Here is a 12,941-nt window from a genome sequence, read left to right as displayed (position 1 = left end):
AAAAAAAGGGGACTGTAAATGATTACAGTTCCCCCATGTTCAATCGATGCGGCAAATAGTGAGCGGGCATTCTTCGCAACAGATTTCTTTCTTCAAATAGTCCAAATCGTGGATTTTGATGATGCCTTTATCAAATGAAACAATGCCTTGTTTTTTCAAATCGTTCAACATCCGATTGACCATCTCGCGGCTTGTGGAGCAAAGGTTGGCAAGATCGGTATTCGTTAAATTGATGTCAATATAGATATCATCATTATCGTCTGATTTGCCGAAAGTATTCGCAAGGCGGATGAGCGTCGAGTAGAGCGCGCCCTTTTTGCCATTCAGCACTAAATCCCGCAAAATGCTTTGGGTTTTCAAATGCTCCGTTTGAAGCCACCGGATATATTCGATCATCAATGTTGGCTGCTCGGTCAACAACATTTCCAAATTATCTTTTTTTATCGATAAAAGCTCGGTATTCATCAGAGCTTTTGCTGACATTGTATGGATGGCGGGCGGTCCAAAGATGGTGCATTCACCGATCATGGAGTTGGGGCCGCAAATTCTGAGTGTCAATTCCTTCCCATTTTCCGTTTCTTTGCTTATTTGGACGGATCCTTTCAAAATCAAATAAAGATCATCCGCATTTTCGCCTTCCTGAAAAATGGAATTCCCTTTCTCGATTTTCAACAACAACCCGTGTTCTTCAAATAACGTATGAAAATCCATCGGAACCTTTTCCATTAAAACCATTCATTTATCACATCCTTATAACTGATGTACACTTCCCACGAGGTTCCATTAAACGAACAAAAAACCTATAAATATAATACCACATTTCTCCCGTGTAAATATTGAATATTTTTGGAGAGATTTTTTGCTTTTTCCGGTTAATAAAATTATAATCAAGTTAGTCAAAAAAGGTCAAACCGTTTTGAAGAGGTGGGTTGTATGCAATTACAACAGGAAGATAATCGCAACGCTTTAGAAAAATATGGACGTAATTTAAATGAAGAAGTGAAAAAAGGAAAAATTGACCCTGTGATCGGTCGTGACGAAGAAATCCGGAATGTGATCCGTATTTTATCCAGAAAGACGAAAAACAATCCGGTGCTGATTGGGGAACCGGGCGTCGGCAAAACGGCGATTGTTGAAGGGTTGGCGCAACGGATTGTCCGGAAAGACGTGCCGGAAGGATTGAAAGACTGCATCATTTGGGAATTGGACATGAGTTCATTGATTGCGGGTGCCAGCTTCCGCGGACAATTTGAAGAGCGGTTAAAAAGCGTATTAAAAGAAATCCGGGAATCGGAAGGGCGCATCATTTTATTCATCGATGAAATTCATACGATTGTCGGCGCCGGAAGAGCGGAAGGTTCGATGGATGCCGGGAATATTTTAAAACCGATGCTTGCCCGCGGTGAACTCCATTGCATCGGCGCAACCACATTGGATGAGTACAGAAAATATATTGAAAAAGATCCGGCTTTAGAACGTAGATTCCAACAAGTGATGGTGAGGGAACCATCCGTTGAAGATACGATTTCGATTTTGCGCGGCTTGAAAGAGCGTTTTGAATTGCATCATGGGGTCAGAATCCATGATCGGGCCATTATCGCGGCCGCCCAGCTGTCCAACCGCTATATTACGGACCGCTTTTTGCCGGACAAAGCCATCGATTTGATTGATGAAGCATGTGCGATGATCCGTACGGAAATCGATTCCATGCCGCAAGAATTGGATGATGTCACACGCAGAGTTATGCAATTGGAAATCGAGGAACAGGCGTTGATGAAAGAAACGGATGAAGCAAGCAAAAAACGGTTGGAAGCTCTGAGGGAAGAATTGAAAGAATTGAAAGAAGAACAGGCGGAACTCCAAAAGAAATGGCAGTTTGAAAAAGAAGGATTGGAACAGCTTCAAAAGAAACGGGAAATATTGGATGAATACCGCCGCCAGTTGGAAGATGCGGAAAGCAAGTACGATTTGAATAAAGCGGCGGAACTTCGCCATGGAAAAATCCCGGCTGTGGAAAAGGAAATCAAACAATTGGAAGAAGCGTTGGCGAATGCTTCGGAAAACCGCATTTTACGGGAAGAAGTGACGGCGGATGAAATTGCGGCCATCGTTTCCCGTTGGACCGGAATTCCGGTGACGAAATTGATGGAAGGCGAACGGGAAAAACTGTTGCGCTTGAAAGATACCCTTCATGAAAGAGTCGTCGGACAGGATGAGGCGGTCAAACTCGTGACAGAAGCGGTATGGCGCGCCCGTTCCGGCATCAAAGATCCAAACAGACCAATCGGTTCCTTCATTTTCCTGGGTCCGACAGGCGTAGGGAAAACGGAACTCGCCAAAGCGTTGGCAGCCCAATTATTTGATTCGGAAGATCATTTTATCCGGATCGATATGAGTGAATATATGGAAAAACACAGTGTATCAAGACTTGTCGGCGCCCCTCCTGGATATGTCGGCTATGAAGAAGGCGGCCAATTGACGGAAGCGGTTCGCCGCAATCCTTATGCCGTCGTCTTATTGGATGAAATCGAAAAAGCCCATCCGGATGTGGCCAACATTTTGCTTCAAATTCTGGATGATGGACGCATCACCGACAGCCAGGGACGTCTTGTGAATTTCACCAATACAGTCATCATTATGACATCCAATATCGGTTCCCACTATTTATTGGAAGCCGGTTCCCATTTCAATGAAGACGTGGAAAAAGTCGTGATGGGAGAACTTCGCAAACATTTCAAACCGGAATTGTTGAACCGCATCGATGACATCATTTTATTCCATGCCTTGACGGACGAACATTTCAATGCCATCGCCCGAAAATACATCAAACAATTGCAGGAGCGGGTTGCGGAAAATGAAATCACACTCGTTGTGGATGATGAAGTGGTGGATTGGGTTGTTGAAAATGGCGTCGATCCGCAATTCGGGGCAAGACCTTTGAAACGGTTTGTGCAACGTCATGTGGAAACGGCAGTGGCCAAAGAGTTGTTAAAAGGGGAAATCCTTCCGGGAGAAACGATGAGAGTGTCATTAAAAGATGGACATTTGGTCGTTGGAAAACCTGCGGCTTGAGCCGATTGTTCGGCCCGGCCGCCTTTTTTTATCCGGAGGCGTTGGCTGGCCGGAATGCCTAGTACCTTTCGGGGAATGGCGGCGATCATTCCGATAATGGCTGAAGAACACAAAAAAACCGGATGGGCTCCCTTGTCCCATCCGGTTTTTTGCTATGCATCAATATTAATGTTCATCAGATTTAAGTTCTTTTGGAGACTCGCCTGGAATGATTGCAGCTATAATCCAAACAAGGATGATAAAGATCACTGCAATAACAGCAGTTGTGACAATATCAAATGTTGTTACGCCCAAAATGGAACCAACCACGTAACTCAACATTGAAATCAACATGATTCCCCAAACGAATGACATAATATATTGCATTTCGTTTCACCTCTATTGCACTTTAATTACTATTATATGCCTTGTTCATCTTTATAATCATACCATAGTATGTCAATAATAAACAATAAACTTTTTACCTAGTCAAATTTTATATTGTGGAAAATAAAATTATGGTCTATAATTAAGACCAACTACTAATCGTAAGTATAAAAATGGGGGTTAAGTGACCATGAATGCTGGAATTCTCGGATTAGGTAAATATGTTCCTGAAAAAGTTGTGACGAATTTGGATTTGGAAAAAATTTTAGATACAAACGATGAGTGGATCCGCACGCGAACAGGAATCCAGGAAAGAAGAATTGCCCGTGAGGATGAACATTCTTCCGACATGGCCTATGAAGCAGCCAAGCAAGCCCTTGAAAACTCCGGAATTTCACCGGAGCAAATCGGATTGATTTTGGTTGCCACGATTACGCCGGATCGTGCCTTCCCAAGCGTGGCATGCCAACTCCAGGATCGATTGGGGGCCATCAATGCGGCTGCCATGGATGTTTCAGCCGCTTGTTCCGGATTTATTTATGCCCTTGCAACAGCGAAATTGTATGTTGAAAGCAACACTTATGACTATGTATTAATCGTTGGTGTAGAAAAATTATCGAAAATTACGGATTGGAAAGATCGCAATACGGCGGTTCTGTTTGGTGATGGCGCAAGCGCTGCGGTTGTCGGCAAAGTGTCGGAAGGACGCGGCATTTTGGCCTTTGAATTAGGGGCGGATGGCACTGGCGGAAAATATTTGCATATGAACGATGAAGATTTTATTTATATGAACGGCCGCGAAGTGTTCAAGTTTGCGGTGCGCCAAATGGGGGCGACGGCATTGTCCGTCCTTGAAAAGGCGGGCCTTTCAAAAGAAGATGTGGATTTCCTTGTGCCGCACCAGGCAAATATCCGCATCATGGAAGCGGCGAGGGAAAGACTGGAACTTTCGGAAGATAAATTGTCCAAACGCATCCATAAGTACGGAAACACATCCTCCTCTTCCATCGGCATCGCTTTGAAAGATGAACTGGATGAAGGAAAAATCAAAGATGACGATATCGTAGTTCTTGTTGGATTCGGTGGCGGGCTCACTTGGGGCGGCGCTGTCATCCGATGGGGAAAATAATAGATTTTCATACCGGTTGTAGTAATTTATAATGGTGATAGTGATTCGTAAGGGGGTACTAGAGATATATGAAAAGGAGAGTAGTCGTTACCGGGATCGGCGCGGTTACGCCGCTTGGTAACACAGTTGATGAAACATGGGCAGCCATCAAAGAAGGGAAATCCGGCATTGGGCCGTTGACAAGGGTGGATGCTGAATTATTCCCTGCGAAAGTTGCTGCGGAAGTAAAAGATTTTGATATTGAACAATTTATTGAACGAAAAGAAGCAAGAAGAATGGACCGGTTCACTCATTTTGCCCTCGCATCGGCTTTGATGGCGGTGAAAGATGCGGATTTGAAAATTACCGATGAAATTGCCGATCGCGTCGGCGTTTGGATCGGCTCCGGAATCGGCGGAATGGAAACCTATGAACAGCAATTTGAAACATTCATGAACCGGGGTCCCCGTCGTGTAAGCCCGTTCTTCGTCCCAATGATGATTCCGGATATGGCGAGCGGACAAGTTTCCATTTATTTGGGAGCCAAAGGTCCAAATGCATGTACAGTGACTGCATGCGCATCAGGAACAAACTCGATCGGCGATGCGTTTAAAGTGATCCAGCGCGGTGATGCGGATGTGATGATTACCGGTGGGACAGAAGCACCGATCGTTAAAATGTCGCTTGCCGGTTTCTGTTCAGCCACGGCTCTTTCATTGAACCCGGATCCAAATACGGCATCCCGTCCATTTGATAAAGAACGCGACGGATTTGTCATGGGTGAAGGGGCAGGTATTCTGGTATTGGAAGAGTACGAATTTGCGAAAGCCCGCGGAGCAAAAATTTATGCGGAAATCATTGGCTACGGCGCAACAGGTGACGCGTACCATATTACAGCTCCGGCGCCAAATGGGGAAGGTGCCGCCCGCGCGATTAAACGTGCGATTCATGATGCGGGAATCGATCCGACAGAAATCGGCTATATCAACGCTCATGGTACAAGTACGCCATACAATGATTTATATGAAACGATGGCGGTGAAAACGGTATTTGGCGATTATGCCTACAAGCTCGCCATGAGTTCCACAAAGTCAATGACAGGGCACTTGCTTGGCGCTGCTGGCGGTGTGGAAGCGATCTTTACGGTATTGGCATTGAAAGAGGGCATTTTGCCTCCGACAATCAACTTGCAAAATCCGGATCCTGAATGTGATCTTGACTATGTGCCAAATGAGGCCCGCAAAGCGGATATTCAATATGCGATGAGCAACTCGCTGGGATTCGGCGGACATAATGCGAGCCTTGTGTTTAAAAAAATCGAAGAATAAATAGGTAAATAAAAATGCGTTTAGCCTGGTGCTAAACGCATTTTTATTTTCATTGATGAATAAAAAGGGTATGAAAGGATGGTGGCATGATTTTTCGGTTTATGCTGTTTCTGTTCAGCTACGGCATATGCGTCATCTCGGTGAGCAATCTTCTTTTATATTTGAATTTCCGGACGCTCGGATATTCATGGCGCGCCGTTTTTTCCTTCATATTAGGCGTTCCGGAGCTGTATTTGATGATCATTTCGCTGGCCGTGCTGTTTATCTTGATATTCGACCTATTCCCATCGCGATCTCCATTCTCTTAACGGTTTCGTTGGCGATCGCATTGGCCTTTTCAGCACCTTCATCCAGAATTTTATCCAATTCATCCGTTTGGATAAGTTCGTTGAAGCGTTCTTGAATTGGCGTCAAATGCTCGATCAAGGCAGTCGCCACACCTTCTTTAAAGGCGCCATAGCCAAGCCCTTCATATTTTTTCACGACTTCATCGATGGATTTGTTTGTAATGGCCGCTTCGATGGTGAGCAGGTTGGAAACGCCCGGTTTCTTTTCTTCATCGAAGTAAATCTGGCCTTCGGAATCCGTCACCGCGGATTTGATTTTTTTCATAATTTCTTTTGGCGTATCCAATAAGCGGATGGTCGCTTTTGTGTTCGGGTCGGACTTGCTCATTTTTTTCGTCGGATCCTGCAAGGATTTAATGCGGGCTCCCGCCTTTGGCAATTGGATTTCCGGAATTTTGAACACTTCGCCAAAGCGTTTGTTAAATCGCTCCGCCAAGTCGCGGGTCAATTCAAGATGTTGTTTTTGGTCCTCTCCGACAGGGACGATATCTGTATTATAAAGCAAGATATCTGCCGCCATTAATGGAGGATATGTCAAAAGACCGACTGAAACGAATTCTTTTCCGACTTTCGCCGATTTATCTTTAAATTGCGTCATTCGTTCCAGTTCCCCAATGGATGTGATGCATTGCAGCATCCAGCCGGCTTTCGTGTGGGCAGGAACTTCCGATTGGATAAATAACGTCGCTTTTTTCGGATCGATGCCCGTTGCAAGATAAGTGGCAGCAAGAGTGCGAATGTTTTGCCGCAATTCTTGGGGATCTTGCGGAACGGTGATGGCATGTTGGTCCACGATGCAGTAAATGGCGTTTCCTTCATCTTGCAGCGCAGGGAATTGCATGAAGGCGCCGATATAATTTCCCAAAGTAATAACGCCCGTTGGTTGAACTCCTGAAAAGATTGTTTTCATCAATATTACCTCCTATTTTTATCCATAAAAAAACATCAAACGGCCAATACAGTTGTATTGGGACGAATGATGTGTATCCGCGGTACCACCCAGTTTGCCTAAAGAGGCCACTTGGTTCTTCGTAACGTGAAGTGTACGAGCTTTACTACCTTCATTTTCGCAAAGCCAACTCGGAAGTCCATTCCATTTGCCCTGTCATCTGTTTGCACCAACCACAGACTCTCTGAACACAGGAATCAAATGTACTACTCTTCGTCATTGTTGTTTAACTTATGATCGTAGAATTATGAATGAATTATAAAGTAATTTATGGGAAAAATCAAACGCGAAAATTTTTTCAATTTGGAATGAGATTAAACAGAATTGGGTAATACTGTTGTAGGTCATAAAGAATGAAATTTGTCAATAAATTAAGAATATTCTCGGTTATTGTCGTCTAAATGAGAATAAAAAGGGAATGGAATAAAGGAGGTATCCCGTTCAGCAAATTTTGGAGGCAAAAGAATTTTTTTATGGTTTTAAGCAAAAATAACGAATTTTTTTAGAAATTCAACATAAAATATATTATTTTTTAAAATATCCTATATTCAAAATGAAAAGAATGGTGTATAATTGATACAGAATTTAAAATAATACTAATTCTAAATTAATAAAATTTGACATAGATGCCTATCATGAACATAGACAACACTCATCAAATGGAAGGGAAGTGTAACAATGATTGTAACATTATATACATCACCAAGCTGTACATCATGCAGAAAAGCGAAAGCTTGGCTTGAGCAGCATGATATTCCATATAGAGAACGCAACATTTTTTCCGAGCCTCTTACAATCAGTGAAATCAAAGAAATTTTGCGAATGACAGAGGATGGAACAGACGAGATCATTTCCACACGCTCAAAAGTGTTCCAAAAGTTGAATGTGGATGTAGAAAGCTTGCCTTTGCAAAAATTATATGAATTGATCCAGGAACATCCAGGACTTCTTCGCCGGCCAATTATTTTGGACGAAAAACGTCTACAAGTCGGTTTTAATGAAGATGAAATCCGTCGGTTCCTGCCACGGAAAGTTCGTGCTTACCAATTGATGGAAGCCCAAAAAATGGTCAATTAATCATATAGTTTTCCTTGGAAAAAGTGTAAATTCAGTCAACTTTGTTTGACTTGTTTACGCTTTTTTTATTTGCAAAGAAAATTCATCATTTTTCACTTAATACTTGATTTAATTGATGTTGTCATCTACAATTTTGAATAATTCAAATAATTTTATTTGAAGGGTGTTTTTCCTTTTCATTTTCTATTAGTTCATCATACAATAGAATCATAGAATAGACATATATATAATAATAAGCGTTTTGTTCTGTATACCAAGGGAAAGAATAAGGGAAAGGCACTATCGAATTGGAGTGTATTTTGGCTCCGATTCAAACATACTAAGTACACGCTTTCGGGTTTTCAACCAATGACTGTGAAGGGAGTTGAAGTCTCATGGACATCGAACGCGTAAATGAAAATACAATCAAGCTCTTTATCACATATCGTGATATTGAGGATCGCGGTTACAGCCGTGAAGAAATCTGGTATAACAGAGCAAAAGGCGAAGAATTGTTTTGGGATATGATTGGTGAAATCAACACGGAAGAATACTTCGATTTGGACGGTCCAATTTGGATTCATGTGAACGCCTCTGAACAAGGTTTGGAAGTCATTGTCACACGTGCCAATGTTTCCGATTCAGATCCAGGCTCACTGCTCTCCAGTTTTGAAGAACACGAAGCAACAATTGGCCATAAAGACCCATTCAATCCCTTCGACGAAGATGATGTGTTAAATCATGAAGGAATTGTCAATATGTCCATATATAAATTCAAAGATATTGATGAAATCGTGCCAGTAGCGAACCGATTAGTCGAGTATGGGTTAAACAGCTCTTTATATAAATATGAAGATTATTACTACATTGCCATTGATTTTGCCGGTGTGAATGATAGTGCAACCCGTCAAAATATCCGTTCCATTTTGAATGAGTATTTAACAAGCTCCAAAATGACGATTTATCGTCTGCAAGAATATGGAACAATCATCATGGAAGAAGATTGCTTCGAAACGATTGTTCATTATTTTGATTAACATGTGCCTGAAAGATGGCACTTTTTTTTGTTTTTGCGGCACTTTTTCCGTGCAAATTAAAACTTTCCGGCACCCCCTTGCGAACAAAAAAGTCTTTACAATAAAATGGTTCAAAAAGGGGGTTTTTTATGCTGGTCGCATGCACGGAAAACAAAGAACCTTTTGTGATCCATTCAAAGATTTCCCATGCAACGTTAAGAAGGATAAAAGAAGAAAAGAATTTTTTTTGTCCCCAATGTGGAGAAATGGTCCAATTAAAGATCGGGAATATCAAAATCCCTCATTTTGCCCATTATTCCAAAAGCCGTTGTGAATCCCATTTTTCAGAAGGCGAAACGGTCGAACATCTGTCAGGAAAACAGCAGCTGTTTGAACTGTTCAAATCCCTTCAGCTCCATGCGGAACTCGAGCCCTATCTAAAGGAGTTAAAACAGCGCCCGGATTTATTGATTTTCAAGAATGGTTCGGCTTATGCCATCGAGTTTCAATGCAGCCCAATCAATGAGAATCGCTTTTTTGAACGGAACCGGGGGTACCTCCAAAAAAGGATTGCCCCGATTTGGATTCCGCTGACACCCGGTCAAAAAATAAAAGAAACTCCCCTCCAAAAAATCAACCTTTCCCATCAGCTCCAACTTTTCATTGCCCATGCCCAAAAGCCCAAATATTTGATGACTTACGACCCTGCCAACAAACAGTTTGTTTATTTGTCCAACCTTATTCATTTCAAGGGGATCAGTTTTTTCGGAAAGGTGAGCAGACTCCCGCTTTTCAAACAGCATTTCCCGTTTTATATCCCAAAGCCGTTGACCAAAGATGAATTTTCCTTTGTCTTTAAAGCATATCATCATTTTATAAAGCAATTTTTGAAATCCAGGGTTTTAGTTAGCCGAAAAGGTGTCAATGATTTATTTTTGAGAAGTGTTTATGAACTCCGATTGAATCCAGGGCAGCTTCCAACTTTTCTAGGAGTCCCGATCTCAGGGAATGAAGCGCTCCAGGCATGTGCCGTTGAATGGCAAACGGAACTTTTGTATTTCATCCGGCTGAATGGCATAAAGGTACATGCAGTCAATGAACAAGTGATAATGGATTTTTTTCAATGGTCCGGTCGGGCAGATACGGATGGGGCGGTTCAAACGGTCTTTCAATATGTGGAACTTCTCAATGAATTGGCCATTGAAGATGAGAAGTGTCCTGTAGAGGAGCGGCAACTGGAAGAGGTGCTTTACAGCCAATTTCTTGCAACGACAGGTAAATATTGAGAAAATAGAATTGACAAAAAATTTTCATTACGGGGGCATTCTTATGGCAAAAAAACTGATGACACGCGAAGAAGTGCCAGTGGAACTGACTTGGGATTTATCGACGATTTTCCCTTCAGACGAGGCATGGGAACAAGAATTTAAAGAGCTTGAACAACTAATAGGAGAAGCGGAAAAATATAAGGGCAAAGCGACAGAAAGCGCAAAAAGTTTATATGAAACATTGCAGTTCAGCGACAAAATTTCTGAACGCTTTGGTAAGCTTTACGTTTATAGCCATTTAAAACATGACGAAGACACAACGAAAAGCAAATATCAAGGGATGGAAAGCCGCGCTCGTTCTTTAGGCGCAAAAATCAACGCCGCCTGGTCTTTCTTGACACCGGAAATTTTATCTTTGTCAGAGGAACAAATTCAGCAATATTTGGATGAACATGAACCATTGCGCCTTTATACGCAAATGTTCAAAGAATTGAACTTGCAGCGTCCGCATGTATTGACGGCGGACAAAGAAGCCATTTTGGCCCAATTTTCCGAAGTGACAAGCTCTCCAGGCACCACTTTCAGCGCGTTGAACAATGCGGATTTGGAATTTCCGGTCATAAAAAATGATGAAGGCGAAGAAGTGCAGCTCACTCACGGCAATTACATCACGTTTTTGGAAAGCGAAGACCGTGACGTGAGAAAAAATGCTTTCAAAGCGATGTATGACACGTACGGCAAGTTCATTAACACCTTTGCTTCCACATTGGCGGGCAACGTGAAAGCGCACAATGTGTATGCGAGAATCCGCAACTACAATTCCGCACGCCATCGCGCACTTGCAAGCAACAACATCCCGGAAAAAGTGTATGATCAATTGATTGAAACGATCCATGAATATTTGCCTGCTCTGCATCGTTATGTAAAGGTGCGCAAAAAAGCGTTGGAACTCGATGAATTGCACATGTATGACCTGTTCGTTCCCCTTGTAAAGAAAGTGAAAATCGACATGCCGTATGAAAAGGCGAAAGAGATAATGGTGAAAAGTTTCGCTCCATTGGGGGAAGAATATCAATCCATTGTGCAGGAAGGGTTGAACAGCCGCTGGGTGGATGTGTTGGAGAATAAAGGAAAACGCAGCGGGGCCTATTCTTCGGGAACCTATGGCACAAATCCGTATGTATTGATGAACTGGCAAAACAATATCGACAACTTATTCACATTGGCCCATGAATTCGGCCACAGTATGCACAGCTACTATACGAGAAAAAACCAGCCATATCCTTATGCGGACTACTCCATTTTCGTTGCGGAAGTCGCTTCCACATGCAATGAGGAGCTGTTGTTCGATCATTTATTGAAAACAACCGATGATAAGCAAGTGAAGCTTTATCTTCTCAACCATTGGCTGGACAGCTTCAGAAGCACGGTTTACCGACAAACGATGTTTGCGGAATTTGAACATATGATCCACGAAATGGACCGGAACGGGGAAGCCATCACGGCAGAACGGTTGACGGAAATTTATTATGATTTGAATAAACAATACTTTGGCGAAGAAATGACGGTGGATGAAGAAATCGGCTTGGAATGGGCGAGAATCCCGCACTTCTATTACAATTACTACGTTTATCAATATGCGACAGGTCAAAGTGCGGCAGTCGCTTTGAGCCGTCAAATATTGGAGGAAGGAAAACCGGCGGTGGACCGTTACATCAACAACTTCCTGAAAGCCGGATGTTCCGATTTCCCAATTGAAGTGCTGAGAAAAGCCGGAGTTGACATGGAATCCAGAGAACCGATCGCCCAAGCTTGCAAAGTGTTTGAAGAAAAATTAAATGAATTGGAATCTCTGTTGTTAAAATAGTGATTTTGCCACAATAAACACGCTCAAATTAGTAAAAATGCTTCAAAAGGGAGTTGAATTCTCTTTTGAAGCGTTTTTTTCTTCTTTTAAAAATTATTCTTATATAACTTTTTAAGTATGTTAGTTTTGTAGAATGTGAACGAATGTTGACGATGGAAATATTCGTTCAATGGGACAATTTTTCTTAATATTTCAATATTTTTCGAAAGTTTTTTGAAAGTGTTTACAATATGTCGAATTTGTGAAAATCACGTCGTATTTATTGCATTAATTATTATTCCATGATAAATTATAAACGTGAAATAAATCACATATCAAACATACACCCCTTTGTTTGAACGTGAACATTTCTCCCATCCCCTTTGTGTAAAGAGGCATTTGCGAAAGCAAATGCCTCTTTTACTTTCATATCCTCTTCTTTTTCAAAATGCGATCTATTCCCAAAATGAAAAAAATCATTCATCCACAAAACCATCAACCCTGCAAAAAAAGGTGCAAAAAAAATGTAGACACCGAAATGCCTACATGTGAAAAAATCTGTGATGATACTATATAAAACAATTG

At 42.1% G+C, this 12,941-nt stretch carries 10 protein-coding genes and 1 other annotated feature; of the genes, 7 read left to right on the top strand and 3 right to left on the bottom strand.

From position 1 onward, the window contains the following. Positions 1-39: 39 nt before the first annotated feature. Entirely contained in the window at positions 40-726 is a 687-nt protein-coding gene (locus NSS77_RS01640) for a Crp/Fnr family transcriptional regulator (RefSeq protein WP_342471174.1), read from the bottom strand. Between the two features lie 207 nt (positions 727-933). Here NSS77_RS01640 and NSS77_RS01635 point away from each other — a divergent pair, with 207 nt between their 5' ends. Beyond that, positions 934-3,072, top strand: coding sequence for an AAA family ATPase (locus NSS77_RS01635; protein WP_342470096.1), 2,139 nt, complete (start codon positions 934-936; stop codon positions 3,070-3,072). A gap of 165 nt (positions 3,073-3,237) precedes the next feature. On the opposite strand, the gene NSS77_RS01630 is transcribed toward NSS77_RS01635, so the two are convergent. Continuing rightward, positions 3,238-3,438: a DUF2929 family protein gene (locus tag NSS77_RS01630; RefSeq protein WP_342470095.1), complete on the bottom strand. Its 201-nt coding sequence runs from the start codon at positions 3,436-3,438 to the stop codon at positions 3,238-3,240. Between the two features lie 190 nt (positions 3,439-3,628). Between NSS77_RS01630 and NSS77_RS01625 the strand changes: the two genes are divergently transcribed. Together NSS77_RS01625 and fabF are read left to right on the top strand one after the other, a co-directional pair. Further along, positions 3,629-4,567 (top strand): beta-ketoacyl-ACP synthase III, encoded by a 939-nt coding sequence (locus tag NSS77_RS01625; protein WP_342470094.1) that lies wholly within the window; start codon positions 3,629-3,631, stop codon positions 4,565-4,567. Positions 4,568-4,635: 68 nt separating this feature from the next. After that, on the top strand, positions 4,636-5,874 hold the full coding sequence (gene fabF, locus NSS77_RS01620; RefSeq protein ID WP_342470093.1) for a beta-ketoacyl-ACP synthase II: 1,239 nt from the start codon (positions 4,636-4,638) through the stop codon (positions 5,872-5,874). A 261-nt stretch (positions 5,875-6,135) separates the two neighbouring features. Here the strand turns inward: fabF and trpS are convergent, their stop codons facing one another. Continuing rightward, entirely contained in the window at positions 6,136-7,131 is a 996-nt protein-coding gene (gene trpS, locus NSS77_RS01615) for a tryptophan--tRNA ligase (protein ID WP_342470092.1), read from the bottom strand. 55 nt (positions 7,132-7,186) lie between these two features. Then, positions 7,187-7,399, bottom strand: a binding site (T-box leader). A 452-nt stretch (positions 7,400-7,851) separates the two neighbouring features. Between trpS and spxA the strand changes: the two genes are divergently transcribed. The 4 genes from spxA to pepF all read left to right on the top strand — a co-directional run bounded on the left by spxA (position 7,852) and on the right by pepF (position 12,377). Continuing rightward, positions 7,852-8,247 (top strand): transcriptional regulator SpxA, encoded by a 396-nt coding sequence (spxA, locus tag NSS77_RS01610; RefSeq protein ID WP_342471173.1) that lies wholly within the window; start codon positions 7,852-7,854, stop codon positions 8,245-8,247. Positions 8,248-8,621: 374 nt separating this feature from the next. Beyond that, positions 8,622-9,263: an adaptor protein MecA gene (gene mecA, locus NSS77_RS01605; protein ID WP_342470091.1), complete on the top strand. Its 642-nt coding sequence runs from the start codon at positions 8,622-8,624 to the stop codon at positions 9,261-9,263. A gap of 128 nt (positions 9,264-9,391) precedes the next feature. Next, positions 9,392-10,528: a competence protein CoiA family protein gene (locus NSS77_RS01600; protein ID WP_342470090.1), complete on the top strand. Its 1,137-nt coding sequence runs from the start codon at positions 9,392-9,394 to the stop codon at positions 10,526-10,528. 43 nt (positions 10,529-10,571) lie between these two features. Further along, entirely contained in the window at positions 10,572-12,377 is a 1,806-nt protein-coding gene (pepF, locus tag NSS77_RS01595) for an oligoendopeptidase F (protein ID WP_342470089.1), read from the top strand. Positions 12,378-12,941 lie beyond the last annotated feature (564 nt).

The sequence above is a fragment of the Ureibacillus sp. FSL K6-3587 genome (genome assembly GCF_038593165.1).
GTDB classification, from domain to species: domain Bacteria; phylum Bacillota; class Bacilli; order Bacillales_A; family Planococcaceae; genus Ureibacillus; species Ureibacillus suwonensis.
This window is presented reverse-complemented; position numbering and strand designations above follow the sequence as displayed.